The 22,310-nt window shown below is 70.6% G+C and carries 21 protein-coding genes and 2 tRNA genes; 18 read left to right on the forward strand and 5 right to left on the reverse strand.

Going from position 1 to position 22,310, the window contains the following annotated elements; translation table 11 throughout:
• The first annotated feature begins 66 nt into the window (after positions 1–66).
• The 5 genes from O3T09_RS01830 (at position 67) to O3T09_RS01850 (ending at position 2,310) form a co-directional block, all read left to right on the forward strand.
• Entirely contained in the window at positions 67–291 is a 225-nt protein-coding gene (locus O3T09_RS01830; RefSeq protein WP_036316935.1) for a hypothetical protein, read from the forward strand.
• A 74-nt stretch (positions 292–365) separates the two neighbouring features.
• A complete protein-coding gene (gene nadD / locus O3T09_RS01835; protein ID WP_036316939.1) occupies positions 366–1,013 on the forward strand; it encodes a nicotinate-nucleotide adenylyltransferase in 648 nt (215 codons plus the stop codon).
• Positions 1,010–1,435, forward strand: a complete 426-nt coding sequence (gene rsfS, locus O3T09_RS01840) for a ribosome silencing factor (RefSeq protein WP_036316941.1) — start codon at positions 1,010–1,012, stop codon at positions 1,433–1,435. The genes nadD and rsfS overlap by 4 nt, the downstream gene beginning before the upstream one ends.
• Positions 1,436–1,447: 12 nt before the next feature.
• Positions 1,448–2,113: a histidine phosphatase family protein gene (locus O3T09_RS01845; RefSeq protein WP_269295302.1), complete on the forward strand. Its 666-nt coding sequence runs from the start codon at positions 1,448–1,450 to the stop codon at positions 2,111–2,113.
• 121 nt (positions 2,114–2,234) lie between these two features.
• Positions 2,235–2,310 (forward strand) — tRNA-Ala (locus O3T09_RS01850).
• Positions 2,311–2,396: 86 nt separating this feature from the next.
• Here O3T09_RS01850 and O3T09_RS01855 read toward each other — a convergent pair.
• Positions 2,397–3,527, reverse strand: a complete 1,131-nt coding sequence (locus O3T09_RS01855; protein WP_269295303.1) for an oxidoreductase — start codon at positions 3,525–3,527, stop codon at positions 2,397–2,399.
• A 168-nt stretch (positions 3,528–3,695) separates the two neighbouring features.
• Between O3T09_RS01855 and O3T09_RS01860 the strand changes: the two genes are divergently transcribed.
• From O3T09_RS01860 to O3T09_RS01875, 4 genes are all read left to right on the forward strand, one after another.
• A tRNA-Ala gene (locus O3T09_RS01860) sits at positions 3,696–3,768 on the forward strand.
• Positions 3,769–4,044: 276 nt separating this feature from the next.
• The gene (locus tag O3T09_RS01865) at positions 4,045–5,124 is read left to right on the forward strand and encodes a hypothetical protein (protein WP_069941374.1); all 1,080 of its coding nucleotides are present in this window, start codon (positions 4,045–4,047) and stop codon (positions 5,122–5,124) included.
• Positions 5,125–5,239: 115 nt separating this feature from the next.
• Positions 5,240–5,575: a hypothetical protein gene (locus O3T09_RS01870; RefSeq protein WP_069941373.1), complete on the forward strand. Its 336-nt coding sequence runs from the start codon at positions 5,240–5,242 to the stop codon at positions 5,573–5,575.
• Positions 5,572–6,957: an NAD-dependent succinate-semialdehyde dehydrogenase gene (locus tag O3T09_RS01875; protein ID WP_069941372.1), complete on the forward strand. Its 1,386-nt coding sequence runs from the start codon at positions 5,572–5,574 to the stop codon at positions 6,955–6,957. Before O3T09_RS01870 ends, O3T09_RS01875 begins: the two co-directional genes overlap by 4 nt.
• Positions 6,958–7,038: 81 nt before the next feature.
• Here the strand turns inward: O3T09_RS01875 and O3T09_RS01880 are convergent, their stop codons facing one another.
• On the reverse strand, positions 7,039–8,472 hold the full coding sequence (locus O3T09_RS01880; RefSeq protein ID WP_069941371.1) for an APC family permease: 1,434 nt from the start codon (positions 8,470–8,472) through the stop codon (positions 7,039–7,041).
• 192 nt (positions 8,473–8,664) lie between these two features.
• Between O3T09_RS01880 and O3T09_RS01885 the strand changes: the two genes are divergently transcribed.
• Entirely contained in the window at positions 8,665–8,976 is a 312-nt protein-coding gene (locus tag O3T09_RS01885) for a hypothetical protein (protein ID WP_036340936.1), read from the forward strand.
• 81 nt (positions 8,977–9,057) lie between these two features.
• Here the strand turns inward: O3T09_RS01885 and gabT are convergent, their stop codons facing one another.
• A complete protein-coding gene (gene gabT / locus O3T09_RS01890) occupies positions 9,058–10,380 on the reverse strand; it encodes a 4-aminobutyrate--2-oxoglutarate transaminase (RefSeq protein ID WP_041103009.1) in 1,323 nt (440 codons plus the stop codon).
• A gap of 144 nt (positions 10,381–10,524) precedes the next feature.
• Here gabT and O3T09_RS01895 point away from each other — a divergent pair, with 144 nt between their 5' ends.
• On the forward strand, positions 10,525–11,433 hold the full coding sequence (locus tag O3T09_RS01895) for a LysR family transcriptional regulator (protein ID WP_069941369.1): 909 nt from the start codon (positions 10,525–10,527) through the stop codon (positions 11,431–11,433).
• A gap of 74 nt (positions 11,434–11,507) precedes the next feature.
• Here O3T09_RS01895 and O3T09_RS01900 read toward each other — a convergent pair whose 3' ends face one another.
• Complete coding sequence (locus O3T09_RS01900) at positions 11,508–11,645, reverse strand: hypothetical protein (RefSeq protein ID WP_176726076.1); 138 nt, start codon at positions 11,643–11,645, stop codon at positions 11,508–11,510.
• A gap of 130 nt (positions 11,646–11,775) precedes the next feature.
• Between O3T09_RS01900 and O3T09_RS01905 the strand changes: the two genes are divergently transcribed.
• The 3 genes from O3T09_RS01905 to O3T09_RS01915 all read left to right on the forward strand — a co-directional run bounded on the left by O3T09_RS01905 (position 11,776) and on the right by O3T09_RS01915 (position 15,088).
• Complete coding sequence (locus O3T09_RS01905; protein WP_041103013.1) at positions 11,776–12,651, forward strand: class F sortase; 876 nt, start codon at positions 11,776–11,778, stop codon at positions 12,649–12,651.
• Positions 12,652–12,773: 122 nt separating this feature from the next.
• Positions 12,774–13,844: a DUF305 domain-containing protein gene (locus tag O3T09_RS01910; protein ID WP_063189608.1), complete on the forward strand. Its 1,071-nt coding sequence runs from the start codon at positions 12,774–12,776 to the stop codon at positions 13,842–13,844.
• A gap of 206 nt (positions 13,845–14,050) precedes the next feature.
• A complete protein-coding gene (locus O3T09_RS01915; protein ID WP_069941368.1) occupies positions 14,051–15,088 on the forward strand; it encodes a hypothetical protein in 1,038 nt (345 codons plus the stop codon).
• A 9-nt stretch (positions 15,089–15,097) separates the two neighbouring features.
• On the opposite strand, the gene O3T09_RS01920 is transcribed toward O3T09_RS01915, so the two are convergent.
• Complete coding sequence (locus O3T09_RS01920) at positions 15,098–15,403, reverse strand: GNAT family N-acetyltransferase (RefSeq protein ID WP_036338933.1); 306 nt, start codon at positions 15,401–15,403, stop codon at positions 15,098–15,100.
• A 411-nt stretch (positions 15,404–15,814) separates the two neighbouring features.
• On the opposite strand from O3T09_RS01920, the gene nrdH reads away from it, so the two are divergent.
• The 4 genes from nrdH to O3T09_RS01940 all read left to right on the forward strand — a co-directional run bounded on the left by nrdH (position 15,815) and on the right by O3T09_RS01940 (position 22,233).
• Positions 15,815–16,060 (forward strand): glutaredoxin-like protein NrdH, encoded by a 246-nt coding sequence (gene nrdH / locus O3T09_RS01925; protein ID WP_036313172.1) that lies wholly within the window; start codon positions 15,815–15,817, stop codon positions 16,058–16,060.
• Positions 16,061–16,071: 11 nt separating this feature from the next.
• Complete coding sequence (gene nrdI / locus O3T09_RS01930; RefSeq protein ID WP_119217330.1) at positions 16,072–16,539, forward strand: class Ib ribonucleoside-diphosphate reductase assembly flavoprotein NrdI; 468 nt, start codon at positions 16,072–16,074, stop codon at positions 16,537–16,539.
• Positions 16,540–16,586: 47 nt separating this feature from the next.
• Positions 16,587–18,713, forward strand: coding sequence for a class 1b ribonucleoside-diphosphate reductase subunit alpha (nrdE, locus tag O3T09_RS01935; protein WP_180537555.1), 2,127 nt, complete (start codon positions 16,587–16,589; stop codon positions 18,711–18,713).
• 436 nt (positions 18,714–19,149) lie between these two features.
• A complete protein-coding gene (locus O3T09_RS01940; RefSeq protein WP_269295304.1) occupies positions 19,150–22,233 on the forward strand; it encodes a restriction endonuclease in 3,084 nt (1,027 codons plus the stop codon).
• Positions 22,234–22,310 lie beyond the last annotated feature (77 nt).

Raw genomic sequence — 22,310 nt, forward strand, 5'->3', positions numbered from 1 at the left:
GGACACCAGGACCCCTTCGGCCCGGCCCCGGCCCGGCCGTCTGACCCGCTGCACCGAGGAGCATCCATGCTGAACACCTCCCTGATCCTGGCCGCCGCCGAGGAGGGCCACCACGTCGTCAACGAGCTGCCGATGGACCCCATCTGGTACGGCCTGCTCGTCTTCGCGCTGCTGATGGCCGCCCTGGCCGCCACCATGTCCATGCGCTCCCGCGCGCTGCGCCTGCCCGAGCCCACCACCGCGGTCCAGCACCACGGCACCGGCCGCGGCTCGCACACCTCCGGTCACTGACGTCTCACCGGCCCGCCGCGTCGCCGCCTCCGCCGGGGGCGACGCGGCGGGCCGTCCGTTCGTCTCCTGAGCGCATGACCGTCGCCTCCCGCACACCCGTCCCCGCGCCCACCGCCGGGGGCGCGCACCGTCGTCGCCTCGGCATCATGGGCGGCACCTTCGACCCGATCCACCACGGGCACCTCGTGGCCGCCTCCGAGGTGGCCGCCGAGTTCGAGCTGGACGAGGTCGTCTTCGTCCCCACGGGCCAGCCGTGGCAGAAGTCGGACCGGCAGGTCTCCCCGGCCGAGGACCGCTACCTCATGACCGTGGTGGCCACCGCCTCCAACCCCCGGTTCACCGTCTCCCGCGTGGACATCGACCGCCCCGGCGTGACCTACACCGTGGACACGCTGCGGGACCTGCGCCGCCTGCACCCGGACGCCGAGCTGTTCTTCATCACCGGCGCGGACGCCATGGGCCAGATCCTCACGTGGAAGGACGTGGACGAACTCTGGGACCTGGCGCACTTCGTCGGTGTCACCCGTCCCGGCCACGACCTCTCGGACATGGGCCTGGGCGCCGACGTCTCCCTGATGGAGATCCCCGCCATGGCGATCTCCTCCACGGACTGCCGGGAGCGCGTCCGCCGGGGCCGGCCCGTCTGGTATCTCGTCCCGGACGGCGTCGTCCAATACATCGCCAAGCACCACCTCTACGTCTCGGAAGAGGAGACCTCGTGACCGTTCCCCAGACCACCCTGGACGCCCTCACCACCGCCGCGGCCGCCGCCGCGGACAAGCTCGGCACGCACATCGTCGCGTTCGACGTCGCCGAGCGGCTCGGCCTCACCGACGCCTTCCTGATCGCCTCCGGCGCCTCGGAGCGTCAGGTCAACGCGATCGTCGACGGCGTCGAGGAGGCGCTGCTGAAGGACGAGCAGCTCAAGCCGTTGCGTCGCGAGGGCCGGTCCGACGGCCACTGGGTGCTGCTCGACTACGGACACTTCGTGGTGCACGTCCAGCATCGCGAGGACCGCGAGTTCTACGCGCTGGACCGCCTGTGGAAGGACACCCCGGCGATCGACCTCGGCCTGCCGGAGGAGAGCACCCGACCGGACGCGGCCACCCAGGACGACGGCGCCTCCGCCTCGCACGCCTCCTGAGCGGGCCGGGAGATGCGCCTGATCCTGCTGCGACACGGCGAGACCGACTGGAACGCCCTGGACCGGTACCAGGGGCACACGGACATCGAGCTGAACGCCGAGGGGGAGGGCCAGGCGCGTCGCGCCGCCGGCGGGCCCGTGGGCGACCTGATCGAGGACGCGGAGGAGCTCGTGGCCGTGTGCTCCCCGCTGGCCCGGGCGCGGCGCACGGCCGAGATCGTCCTCCAAGCCCGGGTGGGCGCGGCGTCCGTGGCCGTCGACCCGGAGCTGATGGAGCTGGCCGGGGGAGAGTGGGAGGGCCTGGAGCTCAGTTCCATCGCGGAACGCTGGCCGGACGAGCACCGCCTCTGGCGGCCCGAGCCGGCTCTCGACGCCGGCCCCGTGGGCGGGGAGACCCTGCGCGGGGGCGGCGAGCGGGCCCTGCGTGCGCTGCGCGGACACGTGCCCCCGCACTGGGCAGACACTCCGCGCGACGGTGGTGCCCAGACTCTGCTCGTCGTGGCCCACGGTGCGCTGATCCGCGCGGCCACGGGGCTGCTCCTGCGTCACGAGGGCGAGGCCTTCGCGGCGATGGAACGGATCGGCAACGCTCGCGCCGCCGTGCTGCAGGGCGCGTTCACTGCCGACACCGGGGCCGAGGGCTGGGGCGACTGGACCCTCGAGGGCTACGGCATCTGAGCGCGCCTCGGCCCGGACGCCGATTTGGCGCCCGCGCGGGGACCGTGTACGCTGGTCGAGTTGCCAGCGAGGCGAACGGCCCGGAAACGGAGCGTGAACATCGCGGGTGACGCACACATCTGGGGGTATGGCGCAGTTGGTAGCGCGTCTGCATGGCATGCAGAAGGTCAGGGGTTCGAATCCCCTTACCTCCACCAGTCAGGAGGCCCGGTCCGTACGGACCGGGCCTTCGTCGTCGTCGGGCTCCCGTGCGGGCCCGGGCGGCGACCGCCGCCCTGCGACATCACCGCGCTGCGGCACTGCGGTGATGTCGCTCCGCCGCGGTCGGTGCGGGGGACACGCCGGGGTACGCGGCGCGCTCGACCGCCGTGAGTGCGGGTTCCACCGCACGGCCCTCCCGCGCCGAGGCGACGGCGGCCTCGAGCACCGCCATCACGGCGACGGCCTGGTCGGGGGTGGCGGCGTCACCGTTCGGGCGGCCCAGGATCGCGTCGCGCACACCCGTGTAGGACCGCTGCTGGGCTCCGGTGGGCGCGGGGACGCGCTCGGTGTTCCCCTCCCCGTCGTGCAGGAGGATCGGGTCCGGGTCGACGCCCCAGCCCTCGGCGCCGGGGAGCAGACCCGCGCGCAGCTGCGCCTCCTGCTGATCCGGCAGTTCCTTCACCGCGGTGCCACGCGTGCCGTGGACCGCGAAGCGCGGGCTGCCGCCGGCCACGAGCATCGACGCCTGCAGGACCACGCGCCGGCCCGGATACTGCAGCACGCAGTGCGCCCAGTCCTCGACCGGGGCACCCGGACGCAGGGCCGCGAGGTCGGCGTCCACGCGTTCGGGGACGCCGAAGAGCAGGAGCGCCTGGTCGACCAGGTGCGGTCCGAGGTCGAACCAGATGCCGCCCCCGGGCACCGAGGCTTCCCGCCAGCGGCTCCGGACGGTCGGGCGGAAGCGGTCGATCCGGGACTCGAGGTGGACGACGTCTCCGAGCCGGCCGGAGCGGACGAGCTCGGCGATGCCCAGGAAGTCGCTGTCGAAGCGGCGGTTCTGGAACACCCGCAGCACCCGCCCCGTCTCGGCCGCGAGGTCGCGCAGCTCCCGCGCCTCGGCGAGACTCAGCGTGAACGGCTTGTCCACCACCACGTGCCTGCCCGCCCTGAGGGCGGCGCGCGCGAGCGGCGTGTGCTGGTCGTTCGGGGCGGCGATCACCACGAGGTCCACGTCGTGCCACGCCAGGAGCGCGTCCACGTCGGGCACCACGACGACGTCCGGCAGATCCGCGTGCACCGCGTCCGGGCGGCTCGAGACGACATGGGTGAGCGCGAGTCCCTCCGTGGCGTGAAGCAGGGGGACGTGGAACGTCTTCCCGGCGAACCCATAGCCGATCAGCGCGGTGGGGATCGGTGCGTCGGTGGGGGACATCGGGGGCCTCCTGGTGGGCGGTGGGCGTGGGGGTGTCTCCTGCACGCTAGGCCGTGGGGCCGCGTCGGTCCATCGACGCCGCCCAGCCGGTTTGCGCGGTTGCCGCGGGCCGGGTATCCTATCCAGGTGCTCCGGCCGGTCCGCCGGAAACGGAGTCACCACCCACCTGGGGGTATGGCGCAGTTGGTAGCGCGTCTGCATGGCATGCAGAAGGTCAGGGGTTCGAATCCCCTTACCTCCACCCGTCAGAAGGCCCGGTCCGTACGGACCGGGCCTTCGTCGTCGTGGCGGCCGGCTCGCCGTCGTGACCCCTCTGCGCTCCGCGCCCGCACAGCACCCCCGCCGGTCACGGCCGGGTTGCAGTCCCGCGTCGATCACGCATCGACGTCGCACAGCCCTTTCACGGCAGGCTCTCGGCGGACAGACTCGAGGCGTCCCCACCCGTGGAGCCCGGAACGCCGGTGCTGCAGAGGCGGGGGCCGCCGGCCCTGTCCGGCCGACTCAGTGAGGAGCTGCCATGTCCGTCATCCGTACCCGTCGTCCCTCCCTCCGTCACCTGCCCGCCGCCGTCGCCACCGCAGGCCTCGTCACGTCCGTCGCCCTCGCCGGCCCCGCCGCCGCCTGGGACGACGGCCATGGCCCCCAGGCCGGCTCCTTCCAGGCCGTCGACCACGAGAACGTCACCGCCGCCTTCTTCCAGACCTACGACGGCTACGACCCGGAGGACCTCACGCTCACGCTCACCCCGGTGGCCGAGGACGGCACCCGCCTGGAGGGCGGCCAGGAGGTCGAGTTCACGGCCCTGGACGTCATCGATGGCGGCGTCGTGGACGTCCTCGAGACCCGCCGCGCGCTCGGCGCGGCCGGGGAAGGCCTCGTCCGGTACGACGTGGAAGTGGACGGGCAGATGCTGAACATGGGCATCACGCTCCAGGCGGACGCTGACCTCGCCGACGATCAGGGGGCGGCCGTGCACTCCGTCGACGGACCGCAGACGGGCCACCTCGGGGACCGGCCCCTGGCCTGGGACTCGGCCATGCAGTTGGCACCTGGGGTGGAGGGTGCCGAGATCGTTCACCTGGTCGCCGCGCCGACGATGGAGAACACCTACGCGGCGGTCGTGGCCGAGCCGGCCCACGGTGAGGTCTTCGCGTTCCGTGACTCGGAGCACTCCGAGCTCCGTGCCTGGTACATCCCCGACGAGGGCTTCGTCGGCACGGACACCTTCACCGTCGACTTCCACAGCGACCATGTCGCCCATGTCCAGACCGTCACCGTGCATGTCGGCGAGGAGATCCCCGCCGCGTACGACGGCTTCCTCGATGCCGAGGACGGCGTCCTCAATGGGAAGCCGCTCGACCTGACCGACCCGCACACCGCTGCGGCGCTCGCCGCGTTCCGGGGCGACGAGGCCGCCCCGGCTCCGGAGGGCGCGGAGAAGCAGCCCGCTCCGGTCGAGGACGACGCCGACGAGCAGCACACGACCCCGGACACCGTCGAGACGGGGCAGTCCACCGGCTGGTGGCTGGCCGGCCTCGGCGCCGCCGCCGCGGGGGTGCTGGTCGCGGCCCGCCGTCGTCTGGGACTGACCGACTGACAGCCCGCCGCACACAGATCCGTCGACGCGCCGCCCCTCTCACGCGGAGGGGCGGCGCGTCCGTGCCGGCATGACACGCGGCCGGCGGTCCGTAGGTCAGTCGCCGAGGCCCGCCATGGGCGCGGGCAACCCGGACAGCCAGGAGCCGATCTTCGCGGTGCTCCCCGGCCTCGTGCTGCTGGTGATGTTCTGCGTGACCGCGCTGGACTCCACCGACCCCGACTACGGCTCCGGCTCGACCGTGTTCGGCGTGGGCACGGTGTTCATCCTGGGCATGGGCGTGCTGGCCATCGGCGTGGTACTGATGATGTGGACGCGGTTGCGCCACCCGGCCTACTTCCGTGGCGAGACCCTGCCGCAGACGGACTCGACCCGACCCATCCCGATCATCCGTCCGGACGACGACGGCACTGCCGTGGTCCGGGACCCGAACGAGAGGACGCACTCATGAGCACCCCCACCGGCTATCGCGTGCAGGACCCCAGCACCGACCAGGTCGTGGAGACCTTCCCGACCCTCGCCGACGGTGAGGTCGACCAGCTGCTGGCCGCCGCCGAGACCGCCCAGCGTGCGTGGGCCGCCCGCCCCATCGAGGAGCGCGCCACCATCGTGCAGAAGGTCGCGGACCTCTTCGAGGAGCGCAAGGACGAGCTCGCGCAGATCATCGCCACCGAGATGGGCAAGCGCGTGACCGAGGGCGTCGAGGAGGCGGAGTTCAGCTCGGCCATCTTCGGCTACTTCGCGGACAAGGGCCCCACCCTCGCCGCGGACCGCCCCATCGAGACCTACGGGGGCGGCCGCGCCATGATCCGCCACCTGCCCCTGGGTGTGCTGCTGGGCGTCATGCCGTGGAACTTCCCGTACTACCAGATCGCCCGTTTCGCCGCGCCGAACCTCATGCTCGGCAACGCGATCGTGCTCAAGCACGCCGAGATCTGCCCGCGCTCGGCCCTGGCCGTGCAGCAGATCATGGACGACGCCGGCGTGCCGGCCGGCGTGTACACCAACGTCTTCGCCACGCACGACCAGATCGCCGAGTTCATCGCCGACCCGCGCGTGGCCGGCGTGTCCCTGACCGGCTCCGAGCGGGCCGGCTCCGTGATCGGCGCGCTCGCGGGCCAGCACCTCAAGAAGGCCGTCCTCGAGCTCGGCGGGTCGGACCCGTACATCGTGCTCGACGCCGAGGACCCGGCCGAGGCCGCCCGCACCGCGTGGGCGACCCGCATGTACAACATGGGCCAGGCCTGCAACTCCAACAAGCGCATGATCGTCACGGCGGACATCCACGACGCCTTCGTGGCCGAGCTGGTGTCCCTGGCCGAGGCCATGAAGCCCGGGGAGGCCGCCGACGAGGACCCGACGGTGTTCACCCCGCTGTCCTCGCGCGGTGCCGCCGAGCGCCTGGCCGAGCAGGTGGAGCGGGCCCGGCAGCAGGGGGCGACCGTCCATGTCGGTGGGACCGTCACGGACGAGGCGGGCGCCCGCTTCGCCCCGGCCGTGATCACGGGCGTCACCTCCGAGATGGACGCCTACCGCGAGGAGCTCTTCGGCCCCGTCGCCGTCGTCTACAAGGTGGAGTCCGCGGACGAGGCGCTCGCCCTCGCCAACGACTCCCAGTACGGCCTGGGCGGCGCCGTGTTCTCCCAGGACGAGGCCAAGGCCGAGCGGATCGCCCGGCAGCTCGAGGTCGGCATGGCCAACGTCAACACGCCGGCGGGCGAGGGGGCGGAGATCCCCTTCGGCGGCGTCAAGCGCTCCGGCTTCGGCCGCGAGCTCGGCCCGCTCGGCATGGACGAGTTCGTCAACAAGCAGACGTACTTCGTCCAGGACTGACACCCCACGACGACGACGGGCCCGCCTCCGGTGACCGGAGGCGGGCCCGTCCGCGTCCCCCGGCGAGGCGGGAGCGATGAGTCAGTGACGCGCCAGACGTTCCAGCAGACGCTCCTCTGCGTCCTCGCCCGGGGTGATCCCGCGCGGGATGCGGAACAGGAAAACGAAGCCGAGCAGCCACCACAGGCCGAAGAAGGCATAGGCCATCGGGGCGATGGAGGCGGGCATCCCCGGAATGTAGAGGCTGAGCAGCCCCGCAGTGAGGATCACACCGGTCACGCCCAGCACTCGCCCGGCGGTCGCGCCGCCCGCGCGGAAGGGGCGGTCCATCTCCGGCTCGCGGCGGCGCAGGAGCAGGAACACGACGCAGACCATCATGTAGGTGAACACGATGGACGGGGATCCGGAGTCGACGAACCAGCCCAGGGCGCCCGCGCCGAAGAACGGCGCCGCGATGGAGAGCACGCCGATGAACAGCACCGCGTTCGACGGGGTCCGGTACTTCGGGTGGATGTGTCCGAACCAGCGGGGCAGCATGCCCGAGACGCCCATCGCGTAGAGCAGGCGAGCCGCGCCCATGAGCAGGGCGATCCAGGAGGTGAGGATGCCGGCCATGCCGCCCACGAGCAGCACGTTGGCCATGGCCGGGCTGTGGAACAGGGCCGCCATGGCGTCAGCCGTCACGAGGTCGGAGTTCACGAGCTGCTCACGGGGCATCGAGGACGCGTTCGTCAGGATCACCATGATGTACCAGAGGGTCGCGGCGGCCACCGAGACGATGATCATCACGCCCATGCGGCGAGGGGGCATGTTGAGCTCCTCGGCCGACTGCGGGATGACGTCGAAGCCCACGAAGAGGAACGGCACGACGACCATCACCGTGAAGAGGCCCCGGGCGTCCGTGAAGAGGGGCTCGAAGTTCGCGACGGAGCCACCCGTTCCGGCCCCGAACACCAGGAGAGCGCCGATGACGAGCAGCGTGGCGACGACGATCGTCTGCACGATGCCGGCCAGTTTGACGCCGATGTAGTTGATCCAGGTGATGACCACGGCGGCCCCGGCGCCGACCAGCGCCCAGACGAGGTAGACGTCCGAGCCGAAGGCGTTCCACAGCGGGATCGACTCGATCTCGGGCCAGATGTACGCGGCGGTGCGGGGGAGGGCGACGGCCTCGAACGCGACGATCGAGATGTAGCCGCCCGTGATGCCCCACGAACCGAGGAAGCTCCACCGCGCGCCCATGCCACGCAGCAGGTAGTGATGCTCGCCGCCGGCCTTCGGGATCGCTGCGACGAGCTCGGCGTACACCAGCGCGACGACGGTCATGATCAGGCCGCCGGAGACGATCGCGATGATCGAGCCCATGGTGCCGGCGTCCTTGAGCCAGCCGCCCACGAGGACGACCCAGCCGAAGCCGATCATGGCGCCGAAGCCCATGGCGTAGGCGTCGAGCGACGAGAGGGTCTTCTTGAGACCCGGCCCTGTCGCGGGCGGGGAGGAGGTCACGTGGCTCATGGAGCCCCCTTTCTCGGGGGGTGGGGAAGTGATGACCGCCATATTCTCCCCGATCGTCGGCCGGGGCCGTCTCCGTCAGCGACGCGCCTGTCACACAGCGGGTTCTAGGCTGGCGCGCCCTTGTCCCTTCATCCGGGGCGTGGCCATCATGGACCGGATCCCCGTCGAGAACTGCAGAATCGAGAATGTCTGATGTACCCCACCCCGATTACCTTCGACGTGGCGCGCGCCGGCCGCGCTCTCGCCCAGGTCAGTGTCCGCACCCTGGCCACCGCGGCCGGTCTCGAGAAGGAGCAGCTGCGCCGCTTCGAGAAGGGGCTGGCCGACCTGCGGGTGGACGAGCGTCTGCGTCTGGAGAAGGCCCTGCTGAAGTACGGCGTCGGGCTGGTCCCGGAGGACGAGTTCGGCGGCACGGGGGTCCGCCGGATCTTCACCGCCGAGAAGTCCCGGCGCATCGAGGCCATGGAGAACGAAGGCGGCCCCGCGTACGAGGACGACATCTGAGTCCTCCGCCGACAGGCGGACGGCCCCGCATCCCGGGCAGGGATGCGGGGCCGTCGTCGTCGGTCCGCCGGTGGCGGGGGCTCAGGCGGACTGCAGCGCGTTCGTGACCTCGCTCAGGCCCTCCTTGAGGAGGTCTTCACCGATGGTCAGCGGCGGCAGGAAGCGTACGACGTTGCCGTAGGTGCCGCAGGTGAGCAGGATGACGCCGGCGGCGCGCACGGCCGCGGCCACGGTGGCGGTCAGCGTCGCGTCCGGCTCGCCGGTGGCGGGGTCCACGAACTCGATCGCCATCATCGCGCCGCGGCCGCGGACCTCGGCGATGCGGTCGTCGGCGTTCTGCGCGAAGTGCTCGCGGATGACCTGCTCGATCCGGCGGGCCTTCTCCAGGAGACCGTCCTCCTCGACGGCCTCGAACACGGCGAGCGCCGCCGCCGTGGCGACGGGGTTGCCGCCGTAGGTGCCCCCGAGGCCGCCCGGGTGCACGGAGTCCATCACCTCGGCGCGGCCGGTGACGCCGGAGAGCGGCATGCCGCCGGCGATGCCCTTGGCGGTCGCCATCAGGTCCGGCTCGATGCCCTCGGTCTCGGAGGCGAACCAGGCGCCGGTGCGGGCGATGCCGGACTGGACCTCGTCCGCGATGAACAGGACGTCGTTGGCCTTGCACCACTCGACCACGGCCGGCAGGAAGCCCTCGGCCGGGACGATGAAGCCGCCCTCGCCCTGGATCGGCTCCATGATCACGGCGGCCAGGTTGTCGGCACCGATCTGCTTCTCCAGCGCGGAGATGGCGCGCTGCGCGGCCTCGGCGCCGGACAGGCCGTCCCGCAGCGGGTAGGAGCCGGGCACGCGGTAGATCTCGGGGGCGAACGGTCCGAAGCTGTGCTTGTAGGGCATGGACTTGGCGGTCAGCGCCATCGTCAGGGTGGTGCGGCCGTGATAGGCGTGGTCGAACGCGGCCACGGCCTGCTTGCCGGTGTAGGCGCGGGCCACCTTGACGGCGTTCTCCACGGCCTCGGCGCCGGAATTGAACAGGGCGGTGCGGGTCTCGCCGGGGATCGGGCTGGTGCGGTCCAGCTGCTCGGCCACGGCCACGTAGCCCTCGTAGGGCGTGATCATGAACGAGGTGTGGGTGAACTGCGCGACCTGCTCCTGGACGGCGGCCACGACGCGCGGGTGGGAGGCGCCCACGGAGGTGACGGCGATGCCGGAGGCCAGGTCGATCAGGCGGTTGCCGTCCACGTCCTCGAGGATGCCGCCCGCGGCGCGGGCCGCGTACACCGGCATGGTGGTGGCCACGCCGGCCGGGACGGCGCGCTTCTGGCGCTCGGCGAGCTCACGGGAGCGAGGGCCGGGCAGCTCGGTGGCCAGGTGGCGGGTCTGCTCGAGGTCGGGGGTGGCGGTCATGGGGATGCCTCCTGGGGACGGCTCACGGGAGCGGGGACGACGGGTGGGCACGACGACGACGCGTCGGGCCGCGTCCTCCCATGGTGGGGCGTTGAGTGCATGCCGTCCAGTGATGATCTTGCATGGTGGCTATGCTCATTCGGCATGGAGGAGAAACTGCTCAGGGCCTTCGTCACGGTGGCAGAGGTCGGCACGGTCTCGGGGGCCGCGATCCGCCTGGATCTCGTACAGTCCGCGCTCAGTCGGCAGCTGCAGCGGCTTCAGCGTGAGCTGCGCCTGCCCCTGTTCGCCCGGGTCGCCGGTCGGCTCGAGCTGACGACGGCCGGCGAGGCGTTCCTCCCGGTGGCGCGCGAGGTCCTCGTCGCCCATCGACGGGCGGAGCAGGCGGCCCGCGCGCTCGCCTCCGGTCGGCTCACGGACGTGGCCGTGGCCGCGCCGGGCACCACCCTCATCGACGTCGTGCTGCCGTTCGTGGCCACCTTCGGGGAGGAGGACCCGCGCCCGCGCGTCGCGGAGACCCAGCTGGACGACTCGCTGCTCGACGCCGTCGCGCGGCACGACCTCGTGGTGATGCCGACGGTGCCGCCGCCCTCCGTCGCGTCGCTGCCGCTGATGGACCTGCCGGTCTGGGCGTACGTCGCCCCGGGTCACCCTTGGGCGGGCCGGACGCGGGTGTCCCTCGACGACCTCGTGGCCCAGCCCGTCGTCGCGCCCGCCCGCACCTTCATGGCGCGGCGCGTCCTCGACGGCGCCGTGGCCGTGGCGGGCCTCACGCCGCCGGCCCTCGTCGAGGCGAACTCCGGGCGGGTGGCCCAGGCCCTGGTCGCGACGGGGGCGGGCGTCGCCGTCGTCACCGAGGACCCGGCCTTCGGGTTGACGCCGGTGCGGGTCATCGCGCAGGGGCGGACGCTCACGGTGCGACTGCACGCGGCATGGCGGGAGGACCACTTCGCCGCCGAGACGCTGGAGGCGATCGCCCGTCGGCTGCAGGCCTTCGTCTGGGACCGCTATGCCGAGCCCGGGGATGCGGCGTCTCACATGAAGAGTGAGTGATTCGGCGGCTGTGGTCAGGCAGCGCTCACCAGATGCACATGTGGCAGATGGGGTCGAGGTGTCCCTGACCCACCTCACACCTCCACCGTGGTGGTGACCGCGAACGGCGTCACCCGCACGGTCGAGTTCACCGTCGAGGTGCTCGACCTGCCGGGCGACTCCACGCCCACTCCGATCGACCCGGCGCCCGCGCCGAGGCGGCCGGGGCGCACCCGCGTCCCGGCCGCCTCGGCCGTCCCGAACGGACGACGCGCCGGGCTGAGGCCGGAGCGCGTGAGACCATGCCGTCGTCGGACACGGCCCCGGGCGGGCCGGGCCGATGCAGACGAGGGGAGAACCCGGATGAACACCACCGTCCGACGCGCCCTGTGGGTGGTCCTGGTGCTGCTGTGCCTGGGCCTCGTGTTCCTCGCGCTGCGCGGGGTGCTGGCGGTCGGCGCCGTGCCGATCAGCGCTGCCCCCACCCTCAGCGCCACGGCGTCCGCGACCCCGTCGCCGTCGTCCTCAGCACGCTCCACGCCCAGCCCTGCACCGACGGCCACACCGACCCCGACGCCGACCCCGTCCTCCGCGGCACCCACGGGCGAAGCGGCGGTTCCCGGCGGGACCCAGGAACCCGCCGGCACGCCCACATCGGCGGAGCCCACGCCGTCCGAGGAGCCGACCCCCACCGAGGAGCCGGCCCCCGCCGCGGCCGCCCACCTCTCCGGCCCCGCCGCCCCGTGGGACGAGATCACGGCGACACCCGTGCACGTGGACGTCCACCAGGACGGCGAGCAGATCGTCGGAGCGGGGATCGACCTCACGCAGTTGGACGAGGGCGGCGACCTGGACCCGGAGCCGCAGACGGTCGGCTGGTACGGTCCGCCGCAGTGGGGCACCACGCCGGGGGAGCGCTCCCCGTACGCGGGGGTCCTGGCCGGGCACGTCGTCTACTACGGCGTGCGGGACGTGTTCTGGAACCTGGGCGACGTGCGGGCGGGCGCCGTCGTCGTGGTGACGTACGACGACGGCACGCAGGCCGCCTTCGAGGCGGACGCGGACGCGGTCTCGGTGGAGAAGGAGGCGCTCACCCAGGATCCGGCGCACCGCTGGGCCTGGGAGCCCGGGGGCGACGACGCGAAGGTCACGCTGATCACGTGCGACCTCGTGCCGGGCACCGGGATGGCCGGGAACGCCTTCAACAACTGGGTGGTGCAGGCCACCCGCGTCGCCTGAGGCCGCGGCGACCCCGGGGCAGGGAGGCCGGAGGGGTACCCTGGGGAGGCCGGGGCGGCCGACCGCGTCGGACCGCCATTGACCCCGTGACCGGGTGACGACCGCCGAGAGGACCTGCGCCCATGAGCCGAGCCGACATCGCCCCCGCCCGCGTGCGCCCCCGCCGCTGGAGCGTGGCCGTCGGAGGGGCGCTCCTGAGCATCACCCTGGCCACCGGCGGCTGCAGCGTCGCCGAGGAGCCCGGACAGACCGGTGGCACGGAGGCGGGGAACACCTACCTGGAGGGCGTGCTGGCCAGCCCCAGCCAGACGTCCGCCGACCCGCTCGCGGCGGACATCCAGTTCGCGGGTCTGCTGCTGCGCAACCACCGCGACGCGATCCAGCAGTCCGATGAGGTGCTGGGCAAGGACGGCGTGGACCAGGAGATCCGGGCCACCGCCGAACGGATGAAGTCCGAGCACGAGGAGCGGGCGCGCCGGCTCGAGTCGATGCTCGAGGGCTGGGGCGTCCCCTCGGATGACGTGCGCGGTGCGGGTGCCGAGTCGACCCCGTCTGCGCAGCCCGAGTCCACGGAGGACGCGGAGCCGACCCAGATCGTGGGCGACGAGTTGCGCGCCGGACTCCTGTCCGACCGGGAGAAGAACGTGCTGGCCGCCGCCGAGCCGGAGGAGGCAGGACGGATCTACCTGCTCCAGATGCGCCGCCTCTATCAGGGCGCGCTGACGATCTCCGCCACGGAGGCGGAGGACGGCTCGGACGACGCGGCGAAGGAGCTGGCCTCCAGCGTGGTCGAGGGCCATCGCAAGGAGCTGGAGAGTTTGGCCGCGACGCTCGGGGAGATGGGCGTGATCGGGTCGAGCGGGGCGCGCACGGCGGAACCGTCCGGGTTCACCGGCCCCATCAAGATCGAGGGCACCGGCGCCGACGGCGGCTCCGTCCCCTCGGACTTCGTCCCGGAGCCGGTGCAGCGGGTGCGCAACTTCCGCGCCACCCAGAAGCCGGTGCTGCCGTCGTCGAGCTCGCCCAGTTCCTCCAGCGCTTCGGGCTCCGCCAGCGCGTCCGGCCGGGACGCCGAGGACCAGCGGGGGCGGGACGCCGCATCGGCGAGCCCGTCGCCCAGCCCGGCCGACACGGCGCAGGCCACCCCGCGCCCCTCCTCCGGGGCAAGCCCCTCGCCCAGCGCGTCCCGCTGACGCGCCGCGTCGGCAGGCCGGCCCGATCCGCATCGGGCGTCGCCGTGACCGAGTCGATAGCGCTTCGTCACCGGACGGTGACCCGCATCACGTCCGTGCGGCGTAGATTCGTGCCGACGCGGCGAGTGCGGCATCCGGTCGACCTCGGGCGTCCGAGCCGGGGAACCCTTCGGCCCGTCGCAGCACCGCACCCCTGGAGGAGCACGATGCGCACCGCCCGACCAACCCGCCTCGCCGCCGCCCTGGGCGCCGGCGTCCTTCTCGTGGGGGCGACCCCCGCCCTCGCCTCACCCGCCCACCCCGCCGGATGGACCGCCGAGCACGGCCTGCCTGGCGGATCCTTCCTCGTGGCCAGCGCGGAGGGTGAGACCGGCGCCTCCTTCGGCACCGAGTTCGAGGTGGACGAGTCCGACGTCCGCCTGACGGTGGCTCCGGTGCTGGAGGGGGAGGCCCGCGGCGCCGAGACCGAGGTCCCGTTCACGTACGACGACGAGCTGGAGCGCGGTGACTTCGACGTCGCCGCGGCCCGGCGGAGCCTGGGCGAGTCGGGGACCGGCCCCGTCGTCTACGCCCTCTACGTCCTGGGCGGCGAGGTGGCCGCCCTCACCTACGGTCCGGACGCCGACCTCACCGATGCTGACCCGGGCGAGCCACTGCGCGCCGACCAGCGTCATGAGCTCGGCTTCCACATGCTCCCCACCGTCTGGGACACCACCCTGCTCGCGGCGCCGGGGGAGCGATACGTGTTCATCTCCTCGAACCCGGGCGATGAGGCGGCGCCGCTGACGCTCGTCGCGGGCCCGGCCGAGGGCCGGGTCGTCGAGGTGACGGAGGAGGAGACCGGCGGGCCGCGCGGCTACGTGTACCAGGCGCCCGAGGGCTTCACCGGATCCGACACCGTCACCCTGCGGGCCACGAGGGACGGCGTGACGACGACGCGGACGGTGACCGTGCGGTTCGGCGATCCCCGCGTAGACCTCTACGACTGGGAGAACGGGCGGATCCCGGGGTTCGTGACCTTCCCCGTGGCCGGCCTGTTCGACGACGCTCCGGGCCAGCCGGCCGATCCCGACACTCCCACCTCGCCGGCGGAGCCCGAGACCCCTGCGGATCCGGCCGACGGCGAGCACACGGTGCCGGACACGGTCGAGACCGGGCGTGGTCCGGCGGCGTGGCCCGTCGCCGTCGCGGTGCTGGCCGCGGGCGTCCTGGCCGTGGTGCGCCGGCACCGCGTCGCGGCCTGACCGCGCCGGTCAGCGGGGCGCGAGCAGCGCGCTCTTCTCCGGGTGCTCGTCGAACCACTGGGCGACGTACCAGCACATCGGCACGATGCGGCGGCCCCCTGCGGGGCCGCCGTTCGTCGCGATGTCCTCGACGGCGCCCGCGGTCAGCGCGGCGGCGTGGCCCCGGCCGCGGTGCACCGGGATGGTGAACGCGCGGTTCAGGGAGACGGCCGCGCCGTTGTCCCGGAAGTCGAGGACGGCGAGCAGTGTGCCGCCGTCGTGGAGCTCGTAGCGGGACTCGGCGTCATTGCGGGTGACGGTGGGGGAGGTGCTCATGCCGGGGCAACCCCCGGTGGTCACGGGGTATTCCGACGCCGGCCGGCGGCGGGCTCCTACATGTAGTGGTCCGCGGGGGCCGGACACGCCGCTCGCGGACGTGGCGAACCCGACTTTCCGGCTGTGGGAACCCGGCCCCGAGATCTCCACCGGCTGTGGACAGTCGACCTCGGTCCCGGCGTGTCCCGCATGTCCGCGCGGATCGTCTCGCACAGCAGGGTGTGGACAGGATGGGCAGAGGGTGGGGATACGTAACTACAGCGGTGTGACTACTACATGTAGGGATGGTTCCCGGCCGTGATCACTAGATGTAGTATCGACGCAGATGTTCGGCACGCCCCGCGATGCACCTCGCGAGCGCCGCGCCGACACCCGCAGACCACCAGAGACCACGAAGGAACAGGGATCGCCATGACCGTCACCGTGTACACCAAGCCGGCCTGCGTGCAGTGCAACGCCACCTACCGTGCACTGGACAAGAAGGGCATCGCCTACGAGGTCGTGGACATGTCCCAGGACCCCGCCGCCCTCGAGCGCGTCCGTGCCCTCGGCTTCATGCAGGCCCCCGTCGTCGTCACCGAGACCGACTCCTGGTCCGGCTTCCGCCCGGACAAGATCGCCGAGCTCGCCGAGTCCGCCGCGGCATCGGTGGCCTGACCGGAGTCGACATGACCGTCGCCGCGGACCCGGGCCACATCCGCTCGGCCGAGGCGCAGGGGCTCGTCCCCACCGACGCGGGACTGATCTACTTCTCCTCCGCCTCCAACTACACGCACCGCTTCGTCGAGAAGCTCGAGCTGCCCGAGGACCGGGTGGCTCGACTGCCGTTGATCACCCGGGAGCCCACCCTCGGGGCCACCGCCCCGTACGTCCTGCTGACCCCCACCTACGGCGGGGGCAGCGGGCCGGGCGCGGTCCCGAAGCAGGTGATCAAGTTCCTCAACGTCCCGGAGAACCGTCACTGGATTCGGGGCGTGATCGCGTCCGGGAACACCAACTTCCATGAGGGCTACTGCCTGGCCGGCTACATCATCTCCCGCAAGTGCCAGGTGCCCCTCATGTACAAATTCGAGCTGATGGGCACGCCCGACGACGTCGAACGCGTCCGCGGCGGCCTGGAAGGACTGTGGACATGACCACCACCGCACCCACCGAGGCGGACCTCATCCGCCAGGCGAAGAACATGCCCGCCGAGTGGCAGAACCTCGGCTACCACGAGCTCAACGCCATGCTGAACCTCTACGGCGCCGACGGTCGCATCCAGTTCGAGGCCGACCACGCGGCCGCGCGCCAGTACTTCCTGCAGCACGTCAACACCAACACGGTGTTCTTCCACGACCTGGAGGAGAAGCTCGACTACCTGCAGAAGAACGACTACTACGAGACCGAGACGTTCGAGCAGTACCCGTTCGAGTTCATCCGGGGCCTGTTCGATCGTGCCTACAAGGCCAAGTTCCGCTTCCCGACCTTCCTCGGCGCGTTCAAGTTCTACACCTCGTATGCCCTGAAGACCTTCGACGGCAAGCGCTACCTCGAGCGCTACGAGGACCGCGTCGCCGTCGTCGCCCTCCACCTGGCCCGGGGCGACCAGGAGCTGGCCACCCACCTGGTGGACGAGATGATCGCCGGCCGCTTCCAGCCGGCCACCCCCACGTTCCTCAACTCGGGCAAGAAGCAGCGCGGCGAGCTCGTCTCCTGCTTCCTGCTGCGCATCGAGGACAACATGGAGTCGATCGCCCGCGGCATCAACTCCGCCCTGCAGCTGTCCAAGCGCGGCGGTGGCGTGGCCCTCTCGCTGACCAACATCCGCGAGCACGGCGCGCCCATCAAGCAGATTGAGAACCAGTCCTCCGGCGTCATCCCCGTGATGAAGCTCCTCGAGGACTCCTTCTCCTACGCCAACCAGCTCGGCGCGCGCCAGGGCGCCGGAGCGGTGTACCTCAACGCGCACCACCCGGACATCCACCGCTTCCTCGACACCAAGCGCGAGAACGCGGACGAGAAGATCCGCATCAAGACCCTCTCCCTCGGCGTCGTGATCCCGGACATCACGTTCCAGCTGGCGAAGAAGAACGAGGACATGTACCTGTTCTCGCCGTACGACGTCGAGCGTGTCTACGGGGTGCCGTTCTCCGAGATCTCCGTGACCGAGAAGTACTACGAGATGGTCGACGACGCGCGGATCAAGAAGACCAAGATCAACGCGCGCGAGTTCTTCCAGACCATCGCCGAGATCCAGTTCGAGTCCGGCTACCCGTACGTCGTGTTCGAGGACACCGTGAACGCCGCGAACCCGATCAAGGGCCGCATCACCATGTCCAACCTGTGCTCCGAGATCCTGCAGGTCTCCGAGGCCTCCGAGTACAACGAGGACCTGAGCTACGCCCACGTGGGCCAGGACATCTCGTGCAACCTCGGCTCGATGAACATCGCCAAGACCATGGACTCGCCGGACTTCGGCCGGTCCGTGGAGACCGCGATCCGGGCGCTGACGGCCGTGTCGGTCATGTCCGACATCCAGTCGGTGCCGTCCATCGCCAAGGGCAACGCGGCCTCCCACGCCATCGGCCTGGGGCAGATGAACCTCCACGGCTACCTGGCCCGCGAGCGCGTCCACTACGGCTCCGAGGAGGGTATCGACTTCACGAACATGTACTTCTACGCGGTGCTGTTCCACGCGCTGCGTGCCTCGAACCGGATCGCGATCGAGACCGGCCAGCGGTTCGGCGGGTTCGAGGACTCGAAGTACGCCTCGGGGGAGTTCTTCGACAAGTACACGGACCAGGAGTGGGCGCCCGCCACCGAGCGCGTCGCCGAGCTGTTCGCTGAGGCCGGCATCGCCCTGCCCACGCAGGACGACTGGCGTGAGCTGAAGGCCTCCGTCATGGAGCACGGCATCTTCAACCGCAACCTGCAGGCCGTCCCGCCGACGGGTTCGATCTCGTACATCAACAACTCGACCTCCTCGATCCACCCGGTGGCCTCGAAGATCGAGATCCGCAAGGAGGGCAAGCTCGGCCGCGTGTACTACCCGGCGCCGTACCTCACCAACGAGAACCTCGAGTACTACGAGGACGCGTACGAGATCGGCTACGAGAAGATCATCGACACGTACGCCGCGGCGACGCAGCACGTGGACCAGGGCCTGTCCCTGACGCTGTTCTTCAAGGACACGGCCACCACCCGTGACCTGAACCGCGCGCAGATCTACGCGTGGACGAAGGGCATCAAGACGATCTACTACATCCGCCTGCGCCAGCTCGCGCTGGAGGGCACCGAGGTCGAGGGCTGCGTGAGCTGCATGCTCTGACAAAAACTTCGGGGCGGACGCCTGCAACGCGTCCGCCCCGAGGAAGTTCCGAGATCGTGCCCGGAGTCAACTTGTCAGTTGGATTCCAAACGTACGTGTCTTGGAGACGGCTCGAATGAACGAGTCGGGACGTTACGAGTTGGAAGGAGGTGGTTGCAGTGGCAACCCGTGTGCGCATTCGCATCCGTCGTACCATTCGCATCCGCCCTACTCGTGTCCGCTGACACGTGAATCCATGTGATGACAGCAATTCCCATTGGGGAACGCTCTTGTCACACATCCAGCGGGCCGGGACCACGCGTCCCGGCCCGCTGGGCTTTATCGTGGTACAGCGCTGTTGCGCTCTCCTGCTTGCGTCGTGTCACTAGGTTGTCCGTCAAGCGACACCCCGAGGCCTGTTGGGTGCGGCTACGGCTCACGGGCCACAATGGTCCGCATGACCATCTCGACGCCGGACGCCGCATCCTCGACAGACCCCTCCGCCATGGACCAGGCGGACCCTGGGGGTGAGTCCCGCGTCGGTTTCGACGAGGTGCTTGATCGTCTCTGGCTCTCGGAGCTCTCCCGCCAGGAACAGGGCCGTCGCTTCGAGCGGCTGGCCAAGCGCTTCCTCGAGGTGGAGCCGAAGTTCGCAGACCAGTTCTCGAACGTGTGGCTGTGGAACGAATGGCCCGGTCGGGAGAATAGGCCAGACAACGGTATCGACATCGTCGCGAAGGATCGCTACACCGGTGAACTCACCGGCGTCCAGGTGAAGTTCTTCGATCCGGAGAAGAAGCTGCAGAAGGGCAGCATTGACTCATTCTTCACCGAGCTGGGCAAGGTGGACTTCGCCAACGGCATGGTGATTGACACGGCGCTCGAGTGGTCCTCGTCTGCGGAAGCCGCGCGGGCGGGCCAGTCCAAGGACGTCACCAGGGTGGGGATCCAGACGCTGGTGGACTCGGCCATCGACTGGTCCGACTTCACGTTCGAGCGTCCGGAGGAGCTGACCCAGCGCCCACGCAAGGAGCCCCGTCGCTACCAGCGGGAGGCGATCGACGACGTCGTGGCCGGGTTCGAGACCAAGGACCGTGGCCGCCTGATCATGGCCTGCGGAACGGGCAAGACGTTCACGTCGCTGAAGCTGGTGGAGCGGATGGTGCCGGTGGGCGGCACGGTGCTGTTCCTGGTGCCGTCGATTGCGCTGCTGCAGCAGACGCTGAATGAGTGGACGGCCAATGCGGACGTACCGCTGCGCCCGTTCGCCGTGTGTTCGGACGCTTCTGTGGGGCGGCGCCGGGCCAGTGAGGACATCGCTGCCTCGGACCTGGGTTTCCCGGCCAGCACGGACCCGGCGAAGCTCGCGGCCCGCGCGGCCGTCTCCACCGGGGACGAGGCTGTGACGGTGGTCTTCTCCACGTACCAGTCCATCGACGTGGTCCGGCAGGCCCAGGACCTCGGCCTCGCTGAGTTCGACCTGGTCATCTGCGATGAAGCCCACCGCACCACGGGTGTGACCGAGCAGGGCCAGGACGGCTCGGTGTTCACGATGGTCCACGACGCTGCGAAGATCCGGGCGGCCAAGCGCCTGTACATGACGGCCACGCCGCGCATCTACGTGCAGGAGGCCAAGGCGAAGGCCGCGCAGGACCAGGTCACGGTCTACTCGATGGACGATGAGTCCATCTACGGCCCGGAGTTCCACCGGCTGGGGTTCGGCAAGGCGGTGGAGCAGGGCCACCTGACGGACTACAAGGTGCTGATCCTTGCGGTGGACACCAACGCGATCGGCGCCTCCTTCCAGCAGATGCTCGCGGACACCGAGGGCCTGGACCTGGACGACGCCGCGCGGATTGTGGGCTGTTGGAACGGGCTGGCCAAGCGCGGGGTGGACGGCGGCCGGCTGGATGAGGTGGATGCCGCGCCGATGCACCGTGCGGTGGCGTTCGCACGGAACATCAAGGAGTCGAAGCAGCTGGCCCTTCAGTTCGAGCAGGTGAGCCGTCAGCTGGCCACCTCTACGGACCCCATGACCCCGGACCTGCGGGTGGAGGCCTCCCATGTGGACGGCACGTTCCCTATGGCGCAGCGGGTACGGGAGCTGGACTGGCTGAAGCAGTCGGCGGGGGAGAACACGGTGCGGGTCCTCTCCAACGCCAAGTGCCTCTCGGAGGGCGTGGATGTCCCCACCCTGGACGCGGTGCTGTTCCTGAGCCCGCGGAACTCGCAGGTGGACGTGGTGCAGTCCGTGGGGCGGGTCATGCGGAAAGCAGACGGGAAGAAGACCGGCTACATCATCCTGCCCATCGCGGTGGATGCGACGGCGGACCCGGAGTCCGCGCTGAATGATTCGAAGGCGTACAAGGTGGTGTGGGACGTGCTCCAGGCGCTGCGCGCCCACGATGACCGCTTCGAAGCGATGGTCAACCAGATCGCGCTGGGCCGGTCTGTGGAGGACCGGGTGCAGGTAATCGGTATCGGTTCGGGGGACGCCGCGGAGGACGACGGCGCTCCCGGCTCGGGCGAGGACAAGTCCGTTCGGGGCACGCGTCAGGCCCTGTTCGCCATGCAGGACGCTCAGCAGTGGAAGGACGCCATCTACGCGCGTCTGGTGCGCAAGGTGGGGGATCGGCGCTACTGGGAGGACTGGGCCAAGGACGTTAAGGGCATTGCGGATCGGCACATCACCCGGATCCGCGGCATCCTGGACGGCCCGGACCTGCGGCCGCGGGAGGAGTTCGCGGCGTTCCTCGAGGGCTTGCAGGGCAACCTGAACGAGTCCATCACCGAGCGGGACGCGGTAGAGATGCTCTCCCAGCACCTCATCACGAAGCCCGTGTTCGAGGCGCTGTTCGAGGACTACTCCTTCGCGGCGCACAATCCGGTGTCCCAGGTGATGGACGCCATGGTGCAGGTGTTGGACTCGTGCAACCTGGAGACGGAGGTGGACTCCCTCGAGGAGTTCTACCGGGGTGTGCGGGTGCGCGCTGAGGGCATCGAGAGCGCCGAGGGCAAGCAGAAGATCATCACGGAGCTGTACGAGCGGTTCTTCAAGCTGGCGTTCCCGCGGACGGCGGAATCCCTGGGGATCGTGTACACGCCGGTGCAGGTGGTGGACTTCATCCTCCGTGCCGTGGACGAGGCGCTGCGAGAGAACTTCGGTGTGGGCGTCACGGATGAGGGCGTGCACGTGCTGGATCCGTTCACGGGCACGGGCACCTTCGTGGTGCGGCTGCTGCAGTCCGGGCTGATCCGGCCGGAGGATCTGCTGCGCAAGTACACGCAGGAGCTGCACGCCAATGAGCTGCTGCTTATGGCCTACTACATTGCGGCCATCAACATCGAGGCCACGTTCCACGGCCTCATGGTGGAGCAGGCCGCGGCGCGCGGGGACGATGCCGCGGCGGTCGGGTACGAACCGTTCAATGGGATTGTGCTGACGGACACTTTCCAGATGACGGAGCACGGGGACACCTTGGATGAGAAGGGGGCGTGTCAACTTGTCTGTGTAAGCGGGGTGGTCACAGGTAGGGGTTGATCCGGTCGGGGTAGGCCGCGGCGAGCTGGGCGAGGGCCTGCTTCCAGTTCGTGACGGCCTGGCCTTCGACGAGCCGG

It is taken from the genome of Micrococcus sp. H39-S4, assembly GCF_027158145.1.
GTDB classification, from domain to species: Bacteria; Actinomycetota; Actinomycetes; order Actinomycetales; family Micrococcaceae; genus Micrococcus; species Micrococcus luteus.